This is a genomic window from Streptomyces anthophorae (assembly GCF_049310305.1).
GTDB lineage: Bacteria > Actinomycetota > Actinomycetes > Streptomycetales > Streptomycetaceae > Streptomyces.
Map to the genome: position 1 here is coordinate 6,208,334 of NZ_JBLWQQ010000001.1, position 20,006 is coordinate 6,228,339.

The 20,006-nt window shown below is 72.2% G+C and carries 19 protein-coding genes and 1 riboswitch; of the genes, 10 read left to right on the forward strand and 9 right to left on the reverse strand.

What is annotated here, in order from left to right; all coding sequences use genetic code 11:
- The 5 genes from ACNYS0_RS28135 to ACNYS0_RS28155 form a co-directional block, all read right to left on the reverse strand.
- The gene (locus ACNYS0_RS28135) at positions 1-681 is read right to left on the reverse strand and encodes an SCO2322 family protein (protein ID WP_422477278.1); all 681 of its coding nucleotides are present in this window, start codon (positions 679-681) and stop codon (positions 1-3) included.
- A complete protein-coding gene (locus ACNYS0_RS28140) occupies positions 678-1,907 on the reverse strand; it encodes an SCO2321 family membrane protein (protein WP_422477280.1) in 1,230 nt (409 codons plus the stop codon). Before ACNYS0_RS28140 ends, ACNYS0_RS28135 begins: the two co-directional genes overlap by 4 nt.
- Before the next feature lie 103 nt (positions 1,908-2,010).
- Positions 2,011-2,086, reverse strand: a riboswitch (adenosylcobalamin-variant (AdoCbl-variant) riboswitch).
- 83 nt (positions 2,087-2,169) lie between these two features.
- Positions 2,170-3,333: a flotillin family protein gene (locus ACNYS0_RS28145; protein ID WP_422477282.1), complete on the reverse strand. Its 1,164-nt coding sequence runs from the start codon at positions 3,331-3,333 to the stop codon at positions 2,170-2,172.
- 14 nt (positions 3,334-3,347) lie between these two features.
- Positions 3,348-3,593 (reverse strand): hypothetical protein, encoded by a 246-nt coding sequence (locus ACNYS0_RS28150; protein WP_422407068.1) that lies wholly within the window; start codon positions 3,591-3,593, stop codon positions 3,348-3,350.
- 145 nt (positions 3,594-3,738) lie between these two features.
- Positions 3,739-4,797: a Strvi_7410 family MBL fold metallo-hydrolase gene (locus ACNYS0_RS28155; RefSeq protein ID WP_422477284.1), complete on the reverse strand. Its 1,059-nt coding sequence runs from the start codon at positions 4,795-4,797 to the stop codon at positions 3,739-3,741.
- Between the two features lie 178 nt (positions 4,798-4,975).
- Between ACNYS0_RS28155 and ACNYS0_RS28160 the strand changes: the two genes are divergently transcribed.
- From ACNYS0_RS28160 to ACNYS0_RS28185, 6 genes are all read left to right on the forward strand, one after another.
- Positions 4,976-6,442, forward strand: coding sequence for an aldehyde dehydrogenase (locus ACNYS0_RS28160; RefSeq protein WP_422477286.1), 1,467 nt, complete (start codon positions 4,976-4,978; stop codon positions 6,440-6,442).
- A 2-nt stretch (positions 6,443-6,444) separates the two neighbouring features.
- On the forward strand, positions 6,445-6,678 hold the full coding sequence (locus tag ACNYS0_RS28165) for a ferredoxin (protein ID WP_422477288.1): 234 nt from the start codon (positions 6,445-6,447) through the stop codon (positions 6,676-6,678).
- Positions 6,679-6,914: 236 nt separating this feature from the next.
- Entirely contained in the window at positions 6,915-9,521 is a 2,607-nt protein-coding gene (lanKC, locus tag ACNYS0_RS28170) for a class III lanthionine synthetase LanKC (protein ID WP_422477290.1), read from the forward strand.
- Positions 9,522-9,612: 91 nt separating this feature from the next.
- A complete protein-coding gene (locus ACNYS0_RS28175; RefSeq protein WP_422407063.1) occupies positions 9,613-9,735 on the forward strand; it encodes a SapB/AmfS family lanthipeptide in 123 nt (40 codons plus the stop codon).
- An 87-nt stretch (positions 9,736-9,822) separates the two neighbouring features.
- Positions 9,823-11,553: an ABC transporter ATP-binding protein gene (locus tag ACNYS0_RS28180; RefSeq protein ID WP_422477292.1), complete on the forward strand. Its 1,731-nt coding sequence runs from the start codon at positions 9,823-9,825 to the stop codon at positions 11,551-11,553.
- On the forward strand, positions 11,550-13,289 hold the full coding sequence (locus ACNYS0_RS28185) for an ATP-binding cassette domain-containing protein (protein WP_422477294.1): 1,740 nt from the start codon (positions 11,550-11,552) through the stop codon (positions 13,287-13,289). The genes ACNYS0_RS28180 and ACNYS0_RS28185 overlap by 4 nt, the downstream gene beginning before the upstream one ends.
- Before the next feature lie 8 nt (positions 13,290-13,297).
- Here the strand turns inward: ACNYS0_RS28185 and ACNYS0_RS28190 are convergent, their stop codons facing one another.
- Entirely contained in the window at positions 13,298-13,882 is a 585-nt protein-coding gene (locus ACNYS0_RS28190; protein ID WP_422477296.1) for a LuxR C-terminal-related transcriptional regulator, read from the reverse strand.
- 131 nt (positions 13,883-14,013) lie between these two features.
- On the reverse strand, positions 14,014-14,634 hold the full coding sequence (locus tag ACNYS0_RS28195; RefSeq protein WP_422407059.1) for a TetR family transcriptional regulator: 621 nt from the start codon (positions 14,632-14,634) through the stop codon (positions 14,014-14,016).
- A 177-nt stretch (positions 14,635-14,811) separates the two neighbouring features.
- Between ACNYS0_RS28195 and ACNYS0_RS28200 the strand changes: the two genes are divergently transcribed.
- From ACNYS0_RS28200 to ACNYS0_RS28210, 3 genes are read left to right on the forward strand one after another with little or no spacing between them, the layout of a single operon-like run.
- Positions 14,812-16,140, forward strand: coding sequence for a glycosyltransferase family 4 protein (locus ACNYS0_RS28200; protein WP_422477298.1), 1,329 nt, complete (start codon positions 14,812-14,814; stop codon positions 16,138-16,140).
- Positions 16,134-16,874 (forward strand): class I SAM-dependent methyltransferase, encoded by a 741-nt coding sequence (locus tag ACNYS0_RS28205; protein WP_422477300.1) that lies wholly within the window; start codon positions 16,134-16,136, stop codon positions 16,872-16,874. The genes ACNYS0_RS28200 and ACNYS0_RS28205 overlap by 7 nt, the downstream gene beginning before the upstream one ends.
- Positions 16,871-17,944, forward strand: a complete 1,074-nt coding sequence (locus ACNYS0_RS28210) for a prenyltransferase (protein WP_422477302.1) — start codon at positions 16,871-16,873, stop codon at positions 17,942-17,944. Before ACNYS0_RS28205 ends, ACNYS0_RS28210 begins: the two co-directional genes overlap by 4 nt.
- Before the next feature lie 9 nt (positions 17,945-17,953).
- Here the strand turns inward: ACNYS0_RS28210 and ACNYS0_RS28215 are convergent, their stop codons facing one another.
- Positions 17,954-18,250 carry a hypothetical protein gene (locus ACNYS0_RS28215; RefSeq protein WP_422477305.1) on the reverse strand — a complete coding sequence of 99 codons (297 nt, stop codon included), beginning with the start codon at positions 18,248-18,250 and terminating at the stop codon, positions 17,954-17,956.
- A 117-nt stretch (positions 18,251-18,367) separates the two neighbouring features.
- On the opposite strand from ACNYS0_RS28215, the gene ACNYS0_RS28220 reads away from it, so the two are divergent.
- The gene (locus tag ACNYS0_RS28220; RefSeq protein ID WP_422477307.1) at positions 18,368-18,931 is read left to right on the forward strand and encodes a hypothetical protein; all 564 of its coding nucleotides are present in this window, start codon (positions 18,368-18,370) and stop codon (positions 18,929-18,931) included.
- Between the two features lie 13 nt (positions 18,932-18,944).
- On the opposite strand, the gene ACNYS0_RS28225 is transcribed toward ACNYS0_RS28220, so the two are convergent.
- The gene (locus ACNYS0_RS28225) at positions 18,945-19,955 is read right to left on the reverse strand and encodes an LLM class F420-dependent oxidoreductase (RefSeq protein ID WP_422477309.1); all 1,011 of its coding nucleotides are present in this window, start codon (positions 19,953-19,955) and stop codon (positions 18,945-18,947) included.
- Positions 19,956-20,006: the final 51 nt, after the last annotated feature.

Genomic DNA, 20,006 nt, shown 5'->3' on the forward strand with positions numbered 1-20,006 from the left:
TCAGCCGCGGCGGCGTCGGGCCTGCACGCCCGCCGCGACACCGAGCACGACGACCACGGCGATGCCCGCGATGAGACCGACGGAAGGGCCTCCGCTGCCGTCGTCGTCGGACTGCGACGCGGAGTCCTTCGCGGTGGGCCGCGTCGACGACCCGGAGGACTCCTTGGAGACCCGTTCGCCGCAGCCGGACTTCGGGTAGCCCGAGATCGCGCACAGCATCGCGCTGCTGTCGTAGCGCAGCGGCTTCGCGACGGCGGCGAGCGCGTCGGCGCTCGTCGCGTCCTCGGCCACCTGCGCGCACTCGGTGCGCGGCTTCGGCGGGGTCTCGAGCGGCTGGGCGTCGGTCCCCGTGCCGAAGTCGATGACGAGCGCGACGCGCTTCTTGCCCTTCTCGGCGGGGGTGTCCTCGCAGATCGCGTCGAAGCCGGCGGAACCGCGCGGCTGCTTCGCGTCCTTCGAGTCCGCGCTCACCGCGAACCGGAAGCCCTGCACGTCCCCGTCCTCCGGCTTGGTCTGCGAGGGGCCCGCCGTCGCGTACGTCCACGTCTGCTTGCCGTCCCGCTCCCAGAACGACCAGTACCGGTACCCGGCCGCCTGCGCGGGGGCGACGGTCATGGCGAGCAGCGCGCCGAGCAGCGCGAGGACGAGCCCGCCGAGCCCGGCCGACCTGCGCGCGGTCACGGCTGCCGCTTCTTGCGGCCGCTGAGCAGGAAACCGGCGCCCACGGCGGCGATGAACATCACGCCGATGATCCACCAGTTGGCGCCGCCACCGCCGTCGTCCTTCTTCTCGTCCGAGTCCGAGGCGGAGGACTTGGTGGAGGCGGGCTCGGGGCCCGTCTTGTTCAGCGCGCTCACCAGGTCCGTCCCGCCGAAGTCGCGCGGGTCGTTGCCGGTGGCGTGCGCGGCGAAGATCAGCTCGGCGTAGGCGGCCGGGCCGGTCTGCGTCGCCCAGCCCTTCGCGTTCTTCTCCAGCCAGGTGTACGAGTCCTTCGTGGCCTTGACGCCCTCGGCCGCGGCGACGGCGGTGACCGCGTCCGCGGTGTTGCCGTAGTCGGGCTGGTCCGTGGAGCCGGCCAGCTGGGACTTCAGGTAGAGGTGGGTGTCGAGCTGGTTCTGGAGGTAGACGGCGCCGTTGTGCGCCACGGCCTCCGGGCTCTTGCCGGCCTCGCAGGTGTACGCGTCCGGGGCCTTGCCCTTGCCGGGCGCGAAGCCGGTGCCGAGGGCGCCGAGCACACCGGCCGCGGTGGCGTCGGCGTTCGCGGCGAGCTCGCCCTTCTTGTCCGGCTGGTAGGCGAGGGCGCCGCCGTCCTTGCCCTTGGAGCAGGGGAGGGCGAGCGAGGCGAGGGCGTCGGCGCCGGTCTTCCCCTTGCCCGATGTCACCTCGGACGGCTTCTCGCCGGCCGCGGCGAGCGCGCCGATGACGACGGACGTCGAGTTCGCGTCGCTGTCCATGCCGAGGCTGTAGCCCCAGCCGCCGTCGGCGTTCTGGTTCTTCTTCAGCAGGGCGACGCCCGAGGCGACCTCGCCGTCCCGGCCGCCGACCGCGGCGAGCGCCTGGACGGCGGCCGCGGTCGCATTGCTGTCGATCTTGGTCTTCTTGTCGCAGGCCTTGCCCGGCTCGGCGCGGAACGCGGCGAAGCCGCCGTTCTCGCACTGCTGCCCGGCCAGCCAGTCGACGGCCTTCTTCGCGGGCCGCACGCCCACGGTGTCCTGCGCGACGAGCGCGAGGGACTGCCGCCACACTCCGTCGTACGTGGGGTCGCTCTTTCCGTACAGGCCCGAGGGCACGACGACCTTCGGCGACGGGGAGGCACTGTCCGCACCGTCTGCGAACGCGGCCTGCGCGCTCACGGCGCCGATCGCGACGGTCGCGGCGACGAGCGCGGCGCTACGGCGAATGTTCATGGTGGGGCGGATGCCTCTCCCTGCGGGGAGCGGGGCGGCGCGGCACACGGGGGCACCGGGCGGCTCCGGCTCCGTATTCCTCGACGGTCCTGAGCCGAGCAGGTACGTACGAGGCATTCCGGCTGTGACGGTTGCGGGTCAGCGCCGGATTTGCACCGGCTTCCCCTCGTACGTACGTACTGACGACCTACTTACTGTACCCGGAGCGATTCAAGCCCCTGCGGCGATTGAGCAGCGGGGCCCGGGGCAGAGCCCCGAGACGTCAGCGGACGTCCACCGGGCCGTCGTCGCTGCCGCGCGGAGCGCCCACGTAGCGCTCCACCGCCGAGCCACCCCCGTCCGCTCCCTCGCCGCCGAGGTTCTTGCGGACCGAGTCGAGGATGGTCAGGCCCTGGCCGACCAGGCCCGCCGCGATCTCGCCCAGGCCGTCCGCGCCGTTCAGGACGTTGACGTTCGCCCCGGCGAGGCCCGCCGAGGCCTCCTTCACGATCTGCGGGAGCTGGTCGATGAGCATGCGGTCGAGGGCGACCCGGTCGTACGACGCCGCCGCCTCCGCCTGGATCTTCATCCGCTCGGCCTCGGCGAGGGCCAGGACACGGATGCGCTCCGCGTCGGCCTGGGCCGGCTTGACGATCTCCGACACCAGCTGCTTCTCCCGCAACTCGGCCTGCTTCATGGCCAGTTCCGTCTGCGCTTCGAGGACCTCCTGCTGGGCGTGGGCGAGCGCGAGCGGGCCCGCCTGGTCGGCCTGCGCCTTGGCCCGGTCGACCTGGGCGTTGTACTCGGCCTGCACGACCGCGGTCTCCCGCGCGTACTCGGCCTGCTTGCGGGCCGCCGCCTGCTCCGCCTCCGCCGCGGCCTGCGTGGCCTGCGCCTGCGCGATCTGCGCCTGCCGCTGAATGGCGGCCTTGTGCGGGCGCGACATCGCCTCGATGTAGCCGGTCTGGCCGTCGTCGATGGACTGGATCTGAAGCGAGTCGACGTGCAGACCGATCTTCGCCATCTCCGCCTTCGACGTGTCGAGGACCTCCGTGGCGAGCTTCTGGCGCTCGGTCACGATCTCCTCGACCGTCATCGAGCCGATGATCGAGCGCAGGTGACCGGCGAAGATGCGCCCGGTGAGGACCGACATCTGGTCCTGGTCGGAGAGGAAGCGCTGACCGGCGTTGACGATCGACTCATGGTCGTTGCCGACCTTGAAGGCGATCACCGCGCGCACGGTCAGCGCGATGCCCTGCTTGGTCACGCACTTCTCGACGACCTCCGCCTCGCTCATCGCGAGCGACAGGAAGCGGGTCTTGCGGAACACGGGGAGCACGAACTTCCCGTGCCCGGTGACGACGCGGAACGGCGCTCCCCCAAGTCCCCGCCTGCCGCCCGAGATCAGCATCGCCTCGTCGGGTGCGGGAACGCGATATCCGAACATGCCTGTACGTCTCCTTAGCGGGCGTCGCCTTCGCCATCGGAGAGGAGAGGGTCGGTCCAGGCCATGACCACGACCTGACGGCTCCCGCGGGACTCGATCACGAGCACGGTGGCGCCACGGTCCAGGGGCTCGTCCGAGTACGCGAGAAAGGTCTCGGTCCCGCCCCTGACCTGTACCAACACCTCACCCGGACCGCCGGCTCCACGTGTGCCGATGACCAGCTTCCCCGTTCGGCCGACCACTGCCTCGTCCGGCGTCATCGGCGGGCGCCCCCTTGTCGTTCCAGCTCGTGAGAGCTCTTGGGGGCCGAAGATACGCCTCTGCGGGCGCACCTTCGATGAAGGCACGGCAAAGATCCGCCGCACCGGGGTCGCGGTCGCGGGGCGCTGCCCCGGGCCCCGCGCCTCAATCGCCGGCGGGGCTCGATACGTACGTCACCGGGTCTGTGCCCGGGACCTGTTCCACGCGGCCCGACTTCTGGAGGCGGCGGAGGTGGGCCTCCGCCTCCGAGACCGCGATCGTCCTTGACCCGTACGGGATTTGGGACCACGGGCGGTTCCACTCCATGCGTTCGGCGAGCTGCCACGGGGTGAGGGGAGTGGAGAGCAGGGTGAGCAGGCCGGTGAGGCGTTCCTCGTGGTGGTCGAGCAACTCCCGTACGCGCGCCGGGGCGTCGGTGAACGTGTGCTGGTGGGCCGGGAGGACCTCCGCCGGGTCGAGCCTCCCCACCCGTTCGAGCGAGTCGAGGTAGTCGCCGAGCGGGTCCGTGACGGTCGCGTCGTCCGGGTCCTCGTACAGGCCGATGTGCGGGGTGATGCCGGGCAGCATGTGGTCGCCGGAGAAGAGGCGGCCGTTGCCCGCGCGGCCCGAGGGGTGATCCTCCTCCAGGTGCAGGCAGACGTGCCCGGGGGTGTGGCCCGGCGTCCAGATCGCGCGCAGTCTGCGGCCCGGCAGGTCGAGGAGGTCGCCGGGGGTGATCGTGCGGTCCGGCAACGCCGGTGCGAAGCCCGGCAGTTCACGGGGTTTGCCGGAGTCGCGGGCCGCGATCAGCGGGGCGATGTGCTCCTCGGGCGCACCCGCCGCGACCAGCTTCGCCACCATGTACGCGTACCAGCGCGCCGGCTTGTTCTCCCGGGTGCGCCGGACCACCGCCACGTCCGCCTCGTGCATCGCGATCCAGGCCCCGGACGCCTCCCGCACCTTGGCCGACAGGCCGTGGTGGTCCGGGTGGTGATGGGTGATCAGGACGCCGGTCAGCTCCTCGACGCTCGTGCCGCAGGCGGTCAGGCCCGTCGTCAGCGCGTCCCAGGACGTCGGGTCGTCCCAGCCCGTGTCGATGAGGACGGGGCCCGCGTCGGTGTCGACCAGGTAGACGAGGGTGTAGCCGAGCGGGTTGTCGGGGATCGGTACGCGCATGCTGTGCACGCCCCCGCTGTGGTCGGTCACCTGCGTCGCCTCTGCCATCGGACACCCTCCGCCGCTCCAGCCGAACTGCCGCCACTGTACGGGAACTTGTAGAACTTGTTTCAATGGTCGCCCGAGCACACGACCTTCAGGGCGCGCACCACCCTTCCGGATCGCAACTAGAACTGGTATCAGTTCTGAAACACCGTCAGAAATGTCGTGCGTGAGGATGCCAGCCATGACCGAGCTCTTGGAATACGGGCAACTGTTCATCGGCGGGGAGTTGACCGACCCGCTCGGCAAGGAGGTCATCGAGGTCGTCTCGCCGCACACCGGCGAGGTCTTCGGCCGGGTGCCGCACGCCGCGCCCGCCGACGTCGACCGGGCCGTCGCCGTCGCCCGCCGCGCCTTCGACGAGGGGCCCTGGCCGCGGATGAGCCTCGACGAGCGCATCGAGGTCATCACGAAGATCAAGGACGCGTTCGCGGTCCGGCACGAGGAGATCGCCCGCGTCATCAGCAGCGAGAACGGCACCCCGTACACCTCGGGCGTCATGGTGCAGGCGCTCGCCGCGATGATGGTCTGGGACTCCGCGATCAACGTCGCGCGGAACTTCACGTACGAGGAGACGCGCGACGGCGCCCTCGGCAAGCTCCTCGTGCGCCGCGAGCCCGTCGGTGTCGTCGCGGCCGTCGTGCCGTGGAACGTCCCGCAGTTCACCGCCGCCGCGAAGCTCGCGCCCGCGCTGCTCGCCGGGAACCCGGTGATCCTGAAGACCTCGCCGGAGACGCCGCTCGACGCGTACCTGCTGGCGGAGATCGCCACGGAGGCCGGGCTTCCGGAGGGGGTGCTCTCCATCCTCCCCGCCGACCGCGAGGTCAGCGAGTACCTCGTCGGGCACCCCGGCATCGACAAGGTCTCCTTCACCGGATCCGTCGCTGCGGGCAAGCGCGTCATGGAGGTGGCGTCGCGCAACCTCACCCGCGTCACCCTCGAACTCGGCGGCAAGTCCGCGGCCGTGATCCTGGAGGATGCCGACGCGGGCGCCGCGGTCTCCGGCATCGTCCCCTTCGCCTGGATGATCAACGGTCAGGCCTGTGTGGCGCAGACCCGCATCCTCGTCCCGCGCTCGCGCTACGACGAGTTCGCCGACGCCTTCTCCTCGGCGGCCTCCGCGCTCAAGGTCGGCGACCCGCTCGACCCGGCCACCGAACTCGGCCCGCTCGTCGCGAAGCGCCAGCAGCAGCGCTCCCTCGACTACATCCGCATCGGCCAGGACGAGGGTGCCAAGATCCTCACGGGCGGCGGCGTCCCGAAGGGCTTCGAGCAGGGCTGGTACGTCGAGCCGACCCTCTTCGGCGACGTCGACAACTCCATGCGCATCGCCCGCGAGGAGATCTTCGGCCCGGTCATCTGCCTGCTCCCGTACGGGGACGAGGCCGAGGCCGTGAAGATCGCCAACGACTCGGACTACGGCCTCAGCGGCAGCGTCTGGACCGCCGACACCGCGCACGGCGTCGACCTCGCGCGGCAGGTGCGCACGGGCACGTACAGCGTGAACACCTTCAGCCTCGACATGCTCGGGCCGTTCGGCGGCTACAAGAACTCCGGCCTGGGCCGCGAGTTCGGTCCCGAGGGGTACGGCGAGTACTTCGAGCACAAGATGATCCACCTGCCCGCGGGCTACGAGCCGGAGGCGAACTGAGCATGGGTGACCGGTGGCATGTGGAGGTCGACCGGAGCGTGTGCATCGGCTCCGCGATGTGTGTGAACACGGCGCCGGACGGATTCCGGCTCGACAGCGCGCGGCAGTCCCACCCGGTGGACCCGGAGGCCGACGCGAACGAGAAGGTGCTTGCCGCCGCCGAGGGCTGCCCCGTGGAGGCGATCACCATCACGCTCCTCGGCTCCGGCGAGGTCGTCTTCCCGCCCGAGGACTGACCGGAGGGGCCGGTGCCGGGATTGACGTACGGGAACCGCGCCTCTTAAGTGTGAGTGAATTAAAAAGAGTCGGGAGAACGAGTGAACTCGAACAGGGCGAACATGAGTTGACCTGTGAGTTCCGCACGGCTTTCTCGTGACAAACGCGACTGTCCTCTCCCCCGGAGGCGTGCAAATCTCGTCTGGCGGCCGGCGAAAAGGCCGCCGAAGGGGCCTCCAGGGGAGGGGTGCGGGTCATGGACAAGCGGTACGAGGTGTACGCGCTCGCCGACCCGCATTTCTACGACACCCCGGACAGGCTCCGCCGCGAAGGGGCCGACCGCGCCCTGCCCGAGTACGCGACGGCCCGGCGCCCCGTGCCCGACGGATGGCGCGCCGACAGCAACGGCGAGTGGCTGAATCTCACGCCCCTCGACGCGCGGGGCGAGCCCCGCCAGGGGCCCCGGCAGGGCTGGAAGATCCATGCGTCGGCGACCCGTGCGCACGCCGAGAGGACCGCGGCCACCGTCTGGGACTACTGCGTGCCACGCGGTATCCCCTTCAAATTCGTGCCGGGCCCGCATCTGCTCCACTTACGGAACACCAAATACGCCGGGCGTGACATCAGCGGAAAATTCGCCACCGTCTATCCGGCGGACGAGGACAGCTGCCGGCGCATTCTGGAGGAACTCGGAGAACTCCTGGAAGGCGTCGAGGGCCCGTACATTCTCACCGATCTGAGGTGGGGCGAAGGGCCGCTGTACGTCCGCTACGGCGCCTTCGCCCGGCGCATGGTCGTCAACGAGCGCGGCACCCTGGTGAGCGCCGTCGAGGACGATGCCGGCCGGCTCGTCCCCGACCTCAGGGACCCCGCCTTCCAGGTCCCGGCCTGGGTGACGCTCCCCGACTTCCTCAAGCCCCACCTCGACGCCCGCAACGCCACGACCGTCACCGACCTGCCGTACCGCTTCGAGAAGGCGCTGCACTTCTCCAACGGCGGCGGCGTCTACCGGGGCGTCGACACCCGCGACGGCCACAAGGTCGTCCTCAAGGAGGGCCGCCCGCACGCGGGCCTCGCCTCCGACGGCGCCGACGCCGTCGCCCGCCTGGAGCGCGAGAAGGCCGCCCTGGAACGCCTGTCGGGGCTCGGCGTCGCGCCCGAGGTGCGCGACTGGTTCCTGGTCGGCGACCACCGCTTCCTGGCCATGGAGTACGTGGAGGGGCGGGCGCTCAACACGTTCTTCGCCGAGCGTCACCCGCTGCTCGCGCCCGAACCGGACCCGGAGGCCGTCGCCGAGTACGCGCGGTGGGCGCGGCGGATCGTCACCGCCGTCGAGGAGGCGGTGGCCGCCGTCCACGAACGCGGCGTCGTCTTCAACGACCTGCACATGTTCAACATCCTGGTCGCCCCCGACGAGGAGTCCGTGACCCTCATCGACTTCGAGGCCGCCACCTCCGTCGAGGAGAGCGGCAGCCAGTTGCTCGCCCACCCCGGCTTCTGGGCGCCGATGGACCGCACCGGCACCGACATCGACCGCTACGCGCTCGCCTGCCTGCGGATCGCCATGTTCCTGCCCGTGACCACGCTGTTCGTCGTCGACCGGGGCAAGGCGGCGCATCTCGCCGAGGTCATCGCCGGGCAATTCCCCACACTGCCAAGGGAGTTCCTCGACGACGCCGTCGCCGAGATCCTGCGCGGGTACGACGGCGGAGCGACGTCCTTCGCGCGCGGCGGTGTCCCCGCACCCGGCGACTGGCCCCGCAGCCGCGACTCCCTGGTCGCGGGCATCCTCGCCACGGCCACACCGGACCGCGACGACCGGCTCTTCCCCGGAGACGTCGCCCAGTTCGCCATCGGCGGCGGCCTCGGCCTCGCGCACGGCGCCGCCGGCGTCCTGTACGCCCTCGACGGGGCCGGCGCCGAACGGTACGAGGAGGGCGAGCGCTGGCTCCTCGACCACACCGACCCCGTGCCGCCCGGCACCGCCCTCGGCCTCTACGACGGCATCGCCGGCATCGCGTACGCCCTCGAAGGGCTCGGTCACCCGCAGCGCGCCCTCGACCTGACCGAGCTGCTCCTCAAGGAGAACTGGCAGCGCCTCGCCGGACATCTGCACGGCGGACTCGCGGGGGTCGGCCTGGTCCTGGACCATCTCGCCGGGGCCACCGGCGAGAGCGCGCTCGCCGACCGGGCGGGCGAGGCGGCCCGCATCGTCGCGGACCGGATCGCCGACACCCGGGAGCGCGACCGTGCCGCGGACTCGAAGCGCCGGGCCGGACTCCTGCACGGGCTCACGGGCCCCGCCCTGTTCCTGCTGCGCCGCTACGAACGCGGCGGCGACCCGGAACTGCTCCAACTCGCCGTCGACGCCGTCCGGTTGGACCTGGAGCGGTGCAGGACGGCGCGCGACGGCGGGCTCCAGGTGGACGAGGGGCAGCGCACCATGCCCTACCTGGGCGACGGCAGCGTCGGCATCGGCCTGGTCCTCGACGACCTGCTGCGGCACGCGCCGCACGACGACCTGCGGCAGGCGCGCGAGGGCATCCTCACCGCCGCCACGTCCCGCTTCTACGTCCAGCCCGGCCTGTTCGAGGGCCGCGCGGGCATGATCCTGCACCTCGCCCGCACCACGACGCCCGGGGCGACGGAGGACCTGCTCGCCGCGCAGGTCGACGCGCTCGGCTGGCTCGCCATGTCGTACGAGGGCCGGCTCGCCTTCCCCGGCCACCAGATGATGCGCCTGTCCATGGACCTCGCCACCGGGTCGGCGGGCTGTCTGCTCGCCCTCGCCGCGGCCCTCGGCGACGCACGCGACACCGGCCGCGCACACCTGCCGTTCCTGCCGCCCCCACGGCGGCCCTGAAGCCGGCTCCGGCCACCGAGAGCCGGAGTCGTGACACAACACCGCACACCCGTCCCCACGGGAGAGCGACGACGAAGAGGAAGGAAGCACCATGGCACTTCTCGACCTTCAGAACCTCGAGGCCGACGAGACCACCGGTGGCGGCGGGGGAAGCAACGTCTCCCTGCTGACCTGTGACAAGCACAGCTCCAACAGCACGATCCTGTGCCTGTGACGCCGTGCGGGTGGTGAACGAGTGATCCACGGGCGGGCCCGCCGAGGCGCGGGCCCGCCCTTCCTGTCCGAGAGGGGTGCGAGGCCCATGGCGGGGTCGCGGGACACGCTCGTGCGCGGCGCGCTCCGGCACAGCCTGGGCCGCTGCGTGGCCCTGTGCCTGCTCGCCGTCGGCTCCGCGGGCGCCGAGCTGCTGCTCCCGTACGCACTCGGCCGCACGCTCGACGCGCTGTTCGCCGCGCACGCCGCAGGGGCGGCCGACCCCATCGGCGGGGAGTTCGGGCGGTGGCTCCTGGCGGCCGGCGCGCTCATCGCGGTGCTGATGCTCCTCGGCGCCGCGGAGGGCGTCCTCACCGGCACCACGAACGCCCGCACCACCGCCTGGCTGCGGCACCGCCTCCTGGGCCACACCCTTGCGGCGGGACCCCGGGTCACGGGGCGGCTGTCCGCCGGTGACCTGGTCGCGCGGCTCGTCGGCGGCGCGGGGCAGGCGGGTCCTGGACCCGCGATCGTCGCGACCCTGTTCGCCACGCTGGTCACACCGGCCGGGGCGGCTCTGGCCCTCGGTCTGATCGACCCGTGGCTGGCCCTCGCCCTCCTCACGGGAGCGCCCGCGCTCGCCCTGCTCCTGCGGGCCTTCGCCCGCGCCTCGTCGGGCTGCGTGGCGTCCTATCTGCGCGCCCAGGCCGACATCGCCGCCCGCCTCACCGAGGCCATCGGCGGCGCCCGCACCATCGCCGCCGCGCACACGGCGGACCGCGAGGCCGCCCGCATCCTGGAGCCGCTGCCCGAACTGGCCCACCAGGGACGCAGGATGTGGCGGGTGCAAGGGCGGGCGAGCGCGGGAGCGGTGGCCCTTGCGCCGCTGCTCCAGATCGCCGTCGTGGCACTGGCCGGCCTCTTCCTGCTCCAAGGCCGCCTTTCGGTGGGCGAGCTGCTCGCGTCCTCGCGCTATGTGGTGCTGGCCACCGGAGTGGGCGTCCTGGTCGGCGACATGGCGGGCCTGATCCGCGCGCGGGCGGCGGGACGCCGTCTCGGCGAGGTCCTGGAGACGCCGGTGCCGACGTACGGGAACGCCCGACTCCCCGCGTCGGGAGGCCGGTTGGAGCTGCGCGGCGTCACCGTGCGCCACGCGGGGCGGACGGTCCTCGACCGCGTCGACCTGACCGTTCCCGCGGGGGCGACGGTCGCGGTGGTGGGCGCGTCCGGCGCGGGGAAGTCGTCGCTCGCCGGGATCGCCGGGCGGCTCGCGGACCCGGACGAGGGGGTCGTCCTCCTCGACGGCGTCCCGCTGCCCGAGCTCGGCCGCGCCGAACTGCGCCGCGCCATCGGCTACGCCTTCGAGCGGCCCGCCCTGCTCGGCGACACCCTCGCGGACACCGTCGCCCTCGGGCCAGGGGCCCGCACCCGCGAGGACATCGTGCGCGCCGTGCGGGCCGCCCACGCCGACGGGTTCGTGCGCCGACTGCCCCGCGGGTACGACACACCGTGCTCGGCCGCGCCGCTGTCCGGCGGCGAGGTGCAACGCCTGGGCCTGGCGCGGGCGTTCGCGCACGGTGGCCGGCTCCTCGTCCTCGACGACGCGCTGTCCAGCCTCGACGTGCTCACCGAACGCGAGATCGCGACGGCCCTCCTGGAGTGCGTTCCGGGCACGGCCCGGCTTGTCGTCGCCCACCGCGCCACGACCGCGGCCCGCGCCGACTCCGTGGCCTGGCTCGACGGCGGCCGGATCCGCGCGCTCGGCCCGCACGCGCGGCTGTGGGCGATGCCCGGGTACCGCGCGGTGTTCGCGTCCGGGGGAGAGGACGAGCGGGGATGAGCCGCAGGGGCCGGGGCCACGGCACGTACCGGCGCGGTGTCCGCTACCTCCTGCGCCGTCGCGCCGTGCTCGCCCGGCTCGCCGCCTGGTCGGTGCTGGAGGCCGGGCAGACCTTCCTCCTCGGCTACGCCGTCGCCCGCGCCCTCGACGACGGGTTCCTCGCCGGGCGGGCGGCCGTGGGGCTGGTGTGGCTCGGCGCCGCGGCGGCGGGCGTGCTCGCGGGCGCCCTCGGCACCGCCCGGGTCTACGCGGCCGTCGCCCAACTCGTCGAACCCTTGAGGGACCTGCTCGTGCGGAAGGTCGTCGCGCGCGGGGTCCGCGACGGCGACGGCGGAGCGGTGTCGCGCCTCACCCAGCAGGTGGAGATCGCCCGCGACACCTTCGCCGGGCTGATCATGGTGGCCCGGACCTTCGCCGTCACCGCGACCGGCGCCCTGGTCGGCCTGTTCTCGCTCGCCCCGGCGCTGCTCCTCGTCGTCGCCCCGCCGCTCGCCGCGGGGGTCGGCCTGTTCCTCGGCACGCTGCGCCCCCTCGCCCGCAGGCAGGAGAAGTTCCTCGCCGCGGACGAGGCCGTCTCGGCCCGGCTCGGCGCGGTGTGCGCCGGGCTCAGGGACATCACGGCGGCCGGGGCGGAGGAGCCGACCGCCGCGGCCGCGGGTGCGCTCGTCGACGCGGGCCGCCGCACGTCGGTCACGCTGGCCCGCTGGTCCCTCGTACGGACCCTCGCCCTGGCCGTCGGCGGTCAACTCCCGCTCCTCCTCGTCCTGGTGACGGCACCCTGGACGCTGGACCGCGGTGTGACACCGGGGGCCCTGGTGGGCGCCGTCGCCTACCTCACACAGTCCCTGCTGCCCGCCCTGGAGAGCCTCGTCCACGGCCTGGGCGTGGGCGGCTCCCGCCTCGTGGTCGTCCTGCACCGTCTGACGGACCCGCCCGGGCCCGCCGAACCCCGCACCCCGGCACGGGAGGTCACGCCCGAACCCGCGCCCGCTCCGGATCCCCCCGCACTGAACGCCTCCGGCCTCACCTTCGCCTACGGCCCCGGCGCAGCCCCCGTCGTCGACGGGCTCGACCTCACCGTCCCCCAGGGCGGCCACCTCGCGGTCGTCGGCCCCAGCGGCGTCGGCAAGTCGACCCTCGCCGGGCTCGTCGCGGGGCTGCTCGTGCCCGGAGCGGGGGAGGTCCGGGTGCACGGAATCCCCGCCCGGGACCAACGGGCCGTGCGCGGCCGGGTGTTGATCCCGCAGGAGGCGTACGTGTTCGGCGGGACCCTCGCGGCCAACCTCGGCTACCTGTGTCCGGGGCCCGTCGCGGACCCCGAGCTGCGCGCCGCCGTCGAGGCGGTCGGTCTCGCCCCGGTCCTGGAACGCCTCGGCGGGCTCGACGCCCCCGTCGACCCGGGCGCGCTCTCGGCGGGGGAGCGGCAGCTCGTCGCGCTGGCCAGGGCCTGGCTCGCGCCCGCCCGCCTCGCCGTCCTCGACGAGGCCACCTGCCATCTCGACCCGGTGGCGGAGGCCCGCGCGGAACGGGCCTTCGCCGCCCGCCCCGGCGGCACCCTCGTGGTCGTCGCCCACCGGGTCAGCTCCGCCCGGCGGGCCGCCCGCATCCTCGTCATGGACGGCCGCCGGACCGTCTGCGGAAGCCACGCCGAGCTGCTGGAACGCTCGCCGCTCTACCGCGACCTGGCGGGCGTCTGGGAGGCCCCGCGGCGGCCCTCGCTGCCCACGGTCACGTAGGGCCGCCCCTACAGCCACCCCTCGCCCTGCGAGATCCGTATCGCGTCGATCCGGTTGCGGGCGCCGATCTTCCGGGTGATCGCGGCCATGTAGTTGCGGACCGTGCCCTTGGAGAGGTGGAGCCGGTGCGCGATCTCGGCCACCGGCGCGCCCTCCGCGGCGAGCGTGAGGACGCTCAACTCCCGGCAGGTCAAAGGATTCTGGGCCGCCTTGAGGAAGCCGAAGCCCAGGGACTCGTCGATGAACCGTTCCCCGCGGGCGGCGTGCCGGATGCCCGTGAGCAGCCGCTCCACCGGTCCTGTCCTGTCGACGTAGCCGAGCGCCCGCGCCTCAAGGGCTCGCCGCAGCAGGCCCGGCCTGGTCGGTGTCCCCAGCACCACCAAGGAGCAGTGCAGCTCGCCCAGGGGCGGAATTCCGCAGTCCGACTCGCATTCGAGGTCGGCCACGCAGATCTGTGGCCGCAGGGTTCCCACCTTCCCCGGCGCGCCGCGCCACGGCGTGTGGTCGACCTGAAGGTCCGGTTCCCTGGCGAGACGCTCGGCGAGGGCCGAACGCATCAGACAGGAGTCGTGCACGAGAAGTACGCGGGTCACGTCCACCCCCTGAAGTGCCGCTCCGGTCACTTCCTCCCGTTCCTTGAGTGCGGAAACAATTCAAGCGGGCGGGTTCCCCGTAAGGGATGGATGGAACTGGCCAACACTGTCGGCTGTCGGACGTCCTGCCGTCAGTCGGCGGCCGGTGTCGTCACGTCGATCAACCGGCAGACCATCTCGATGTCGATCTTGACCTGGGCGATGGACGCCCGGCCGGAGAGCCACGTGATCAGCGCGGAGTGCCACGTGTGCTCGATGACCCGCACCGCGGACAACTGCTCCGGGGTCGGGTCGTCGAGCTCCATCGCGTCGAGGATGATCGCCGTGGTCTGCCGGGAGACCTGGTCGACCTCCGGGCTCACGCTGCGGTCCGCGAAGGTCAGCGCCCGGACCATGGCATCGGCCAGATGAGGCTCGCGCTGGAGCGCGCGGAAGGCCCGCATCAGCGTCTCGGCCACCCGCTCGGACGGGGAGTCCCCGGACGGCGGCCGCTTACGGACCGTGGTGTGCATGTGCTGGAGCTGGTCCTGCATGGTGGCGACCAGGAGGTGCACCTTGCTCGGGAAGTAGCGGTACAGCGTGCCGAGCGCGACCTGGGACGACTCGGCGACCTCCCGCATCTGCACCGCGTCGAAGCCGCCGCGCGCCGCGAGCTGCGCGCTCGCGTGCAGGATGCGGCGGCGCCTGGCCTCCTGACGCTCGGTGAGCGCGGGGGTCGTGCGGGTGGTGGTTCTCGCGTCCGGAGCTGTCATCAGAAAGCTTTCCGTGTCCCGTGGGGCCGGCCGTGGCGTGAATCACCTGATCCACCCCTTACGGCCCGGCTACCAGCCGGTAGATTCGATGCTCTTGAACGATCAAGTCTGAAACTTGTTCTAGATTAGCGTCCCCACGTAGTGTCCACGGGCAAGCAGGAAGAAGGGTGGCCTGGAGTGACCGCGGAGTCGTTGCGTATCGCTCTCCTCACGTACAAAGGCAACCCGTTCTGCGGTGGTCAGGGCGTGTACGTCCGGCACCTCTCGCGAGAGCTGGTCCGGCTCGGGCACCGCGTCGAGGTCATCGGCTCCCAGCCGTACCCCGTGCTCGACGAGGGTGAGGACCTGGAGGGGCTCTCGCTCACCGAGCTGCCGAGCCTCGACCTGTACCGCAGCCCCGACCCCTTTCGTACCCCCAAGCGCGGCGAGTACCGCGACTGGGTCGACGCGCTCGAGGTCGGCACCATGTGGACCGGCGGCTTTCCCGAGCCGCTGACGTTCTCCCTGCGCGCCCGCCGTCATCTGCGGGCGAGACGCGGTGAGTTCGACGTCGTGCACGACAACCAGACGCTCGGGTACGGCCTGTTGGGGGACATCGGCGGCCCGCTCGTCACCACCATCCACCACCCGATCACCGTGGACCGGCAGCTGGAGCTGGACGCCGCCGAGGGCTGGCGGCAGCGGATGTCCAAGCGCCGCTGGTACGCGTTCACGCGCATGCAGAAGCGGGTCGCCCGCCGCCTGCCGTCCGTGGTCACCGTCTCCGGCACGTCCCGCGACGAGATCGTCCAGCACCTGGGCGTGCGTCCTGGACGGATCAACGTCGTGCACATCGGCGCCGACACCGACCTGTTCTCGCCGAATCCGGCCGTGCCCGAGGTGCCGGGCCGGATCGTGACGACCTCCAGCGCCGACGTGCCGCTCAAGGGCCTCGTCTTCCTCGTCGAGGCGCTCGCCAAGGTGCGGGCCGAGCAGCCGGACGCGCACCTCGTCGTCGTCGGCAAGCGGCCCGAGGAGGGCCCGGTCGCGGCGGCCATCGCGCGCTACGGCCTCGAAGGCGCCGTCGAGTTCGTCAAGGGCATCACCGACCAGGAGCTCGTCGACCTCGTGCGCTCGGCGCAGGTCGCCTGCGTGCCCTCCCTCTACGAGGGTTTCTCGCTGCCCGCCGCCGAGGCCATGGCCACCGGCACCCCGCTCGTCGCCACCACCGGCGGCGCGATCCCCGAGGTCGCAGGTCCCGACGGCGAGACCTGCCTGGCCGTGCCGACCGGCGACGCGGGAGCGCTCGCCGCGGCCCTCGGCCGGCTCCTCGGCGACCGTGAACTGCGCGCCCGGCTCGGCGCCGAAGGCCGTGCCCGCGTCCTGGAACGCTTCACGTGGGCCCGCGCCGCGCAGGGCACCGCCGAGCTCTACCGCGAGGCGATGGGAGCCGCGCCGCGGCCGACAGGCCCCGCACGCACCGAAGTTGTCACCGAAACCCCCCAGGAAAGCAGGGCCACGTGCTGACCGTCGACTTCACCCGTTTCCCGCTCGCCGCGGGCGACCGCGTCCTCGATCTCGGGTGCGGGGCCGGACGGCACGCGTTCGAGTGCTACCGGCGCGGGGCGCAGGTCGTGGCGCTCGACCAGAACAAGGAAGAGATCGCCGAGGTCGCCAAGTGGTTCGCCGCGATGAAGGAGGCCGGCGAGGCCCCCGCGGGCGCCACCGCGACCGCCATGGAGGGGGACGCGCTCCAACTCCCCTTCCCCGACGAGTCGTTCGACGTCGTCATCATCAGTGAGGTGATGGAGCACATCCCCGACGACAAGGGTGTGCTCGCCGAGATGGTGCGGGTCCTGAGGCCGGGCGGCCGGATCGCGGTCACCGTGCCGCGCTACGGCCCCGAGAAGGTGTGCTGGGCGCTCTCCGACGAGTACCACGAGGTCGAGGGCGGCCACATCCGCATCTACAAGGCCGACGAGCTGCTCGGCAAGATGCGCGAGGCGGGCCTCAAGCCGTACGGCACGCACCACGCGCACGCGCTGCACGCCCCGTACTGGTGGCTCAAGTGCGCTTTCGGCGTCGACAACGACAAGGCGCTGCCGGTGAAGGCGTACCACAAGCTCCTGGTCTGGGACATCATGAAGAAGCCCGCCCTCACGCGGGTCGCCGAAGGGCTCCTCAACCCCGTCGTCGGCAAGAGCTTCGTCGCGTACGCCACGAAGCCGCACCTGCCGAAGGCCGACGGGGCCGCTGAGTGAGCAGCCCGGAGCGGACCGAACTCCTCGTACTCCCCGGCGTGCTGACGGCGGATCAGGCCGCGCAGACCGTCGCCGGGATACTCGCCGTGCAGCGCGCCGACGGGGCCATCCCGTGGTTCCGCGGGCACCACCTCGACCCGTGGGACCACACCGAGGCCGCCATGGCGCTCGACGTGGCCGGCGAGCACGAGGCCGCCGAGCGCGCCTACGCGTGGCTGGCCAGGCACCAGCGCGAGGACGGCTCCTGGTACGCCGCCTACCGCGACGGCGACCCGCACGACGTGACGGACCGCGGCCGCGAGTCCAACTTCGTCGCGTACCTCGCCGTCGGCGTCTGGCACCACTACCTCTCCACCGGTGACGACGCCTTCCTCGACCGCATGTGGCCCGCCGTGTGCGCGGCGACGGAGTTCGTGCTCCGCCTCCAGCAGCCCGGTGGCCAGATCGGCTGGAAGCGCGAGGAGGACGGCACGCCCGTCAACGACGCGCTCCTCACCGGCAGTTCGTCCATCCACCACGCCCTGCGCTGCGCGCTCGCCATCGCGGACCAGCGCGAAGAGCCCCAGCCCGACTGGGAGTTGGCGCTCGGCGCGCTCGGGCACGCCATCCGCAGCCACCCCGAGCGGTTCCTCGACAAGAACCGCTACTCGATGGACTGGTACTACCCGGTGCTCGGCGGCGCCCTGCGCGGCGCCGAGGCGAAGGCCCGCATCCAGGAGTCCTGGGACACCTTCGTCGTCCCCGGCCTCGGCGTGCGCTGCGTGGACCCCAACCCGTGGGTGACCGGCGGTGAGAGCGCCGAACTCGCCCTCGCCCTGTGGGCGATGGGCGAATCCGACTGGGCGCTGGAGATCCTCCAGGACATCCAGCACCTGCGCGACCCGAAGACGGGCCTGTACTGGACGGGCTACGTCTTCGACGACAAGGCCATTTGGCCGGAGGAACTGACCACGTGGACCGCGGGCTCGGTGCTGCTCGCGGTGGCGGCGCTCGGCGGGGACGAGGCCACCTGCTCCGTGTTCGGCGGCCAGCTGCTCCCGACGGGTGTCGAGCCGGACTGCTGCCGCTGAGGCGACGGTTCAGTACCTGCGCAGCCGGTTCGCCACCGCGTGGCCGACAAACAGGTAGACGACGGCCGCGAGTCCGTAACCGGCGACCACACGGGCCCAGGCCGCATCGAACGTGAACAGGTCATGGGACCAGCCGGCCAGCCAGGCGGACGCGTCGTGGACGACCTGGACCAGGTCGTTGCCGCGATTGGCGTCGAACAGGTACATCACGATCCACAGGCCCAGGATCAGTGCCAGGACATCGGCGACGATCGCCACGATCCGGGCGGCCTCGTTGGTCCCTCGGTAATGCCGATTCGCAGACATGTACTTCCGGGTTGCCGCCTGGGCCCCGGTGAAACCCGTACGGGCTTCCTCAAGTGGCGCACGCGCAGCAGCCGGGTGACGCTGCCACGAGTGCCACTCCAGCCACGGAGGTATTCGGTGGGCTCCCGTTCCCCCCTTCCCGTACGACGTCTGCTCACGGCCCTGCTGCTGTGCGGCGCGCTGCTCGCGGGCGCGACCGCGTGCGGCTCCGACAGCGACTCGGCGTCCGCGACCAAGGCGTCGTCGAGCGCCACCACGAAGGCCGAGAAGCAGAAGTTCGCCAAGACCCGGTTCGCGGCGAACGCCGGGCTCGCGGCCGGGGCCACCTACCAGTGGATCGTGAAGCCCTACCGCGCGGGCAAGTTCAAGGCCGGCGCGGACGGCCGCAAGTTCGCGCTCATCAAGGCGGGCCTCGCGGGCGCGTTCACGTACAACCGGCTGAACGCCGCGACGAAGAACGCCAAGGGCGACCCGACGCTCTCGAAGGCGGTCGGGCCGCTGACGGCCGGCATCGCGTCGCTGAAGGGCCTGTCGACCAAGCTCCGCAAGGGCGAGGGCCTCGGTGACGTGACCTCCTCCTTCGACGACGTCATCAACGGCGTCAAGGACGCGGGCAAGAGTGCGGGCGCCGAGGTGACGAACAAGGTCCCGTCGGCCTCCCAGCTCACCAAGGGGTCGTAACGCTGTCACTGGCCTACGAGTTGAGCTCGGCCAGTACGCGCATGGTGTGCGGGTCCGGGGACAGGACCAGCAGGTCGGTCACCGGGCCCTTGCGCCACGACTCCAGGCGCTCCGCGATCCGTTCGCGCGGCCCCACGAGCGAGATCTCGTCGGCGAACGCGTCCGGCACGGCGAGCACGGCCTCCTCCCTGCGCCCCTCGGCGAACAGGTCCTGGATGTGCCGGGCCTCGGCCTCGTACCCCATGCGCGCCATGAGGTCGGCGTGGAAATTGCGGGTCGCGTGCCCCATGCCGCCGATGTAGAAGCCGAGCATCGCCTTCACCGGGAGCAGCCCCTCGGCGACGTCGTCGCAGACCTTCGCGCGGGCCATGGGCGCGATGGTGAAGCCCTCCGGCAGATCCGTCAGCGACGCCTCGTACACGTCCGTCCGCGTCGGCGACCAGTACAGCGGCAGCCAGCCGTCCGCGATCCGCGTGGTCTGCGCGATGTTCTTCGGGCCCTCCGCGCCGAGCAGGATCGGCAGATCGGCGCGGAGCGGGTGCGTGATGGGCTTCAGGGGTTTTCCGAGTCCGGTCCCGTCCTCGCCGCGATACGGATGCGCGTGGAAGCGCCCGTCCACCTCCACTGGGCCCTCGCGCCGCAGCACCTGCCGTACGACGTCCACGTACTCGCGGGTGGCCGTGAGCGGGGAGCGGGGGAACGGGCGCCCGTACCAGCCCTCCACGACCTGCGGCCCGGAGAGCCCCATGCCGAGCATCATCCGGCCGCCCGAGAGGTGGTCCAGGGTGAGCGCGTGCATCGCGGTCGTGGTGGGGGAGCGGGCGGCCATCTGCGCGATGGCCGTGCCGAGCCGGATCCGCGAGGTGTGCGCGGCGAACCAGGTGAGCGGGGTGAACGCGTCGCTGCCCCAGGACTCCGCCGTCCACACCGAGTCGTAGCCCAACTCCTCGGCATCGCGCACGAGTTGAAGGTAGTCGGGGTTCGGCCCGCGACCCCAGTAGCCGAGTGCGATTCCGAGCCGCATGCGCGCCCCCATAACCGATGACGTAACTGATGACCCGTCAGTTCAGCTTCC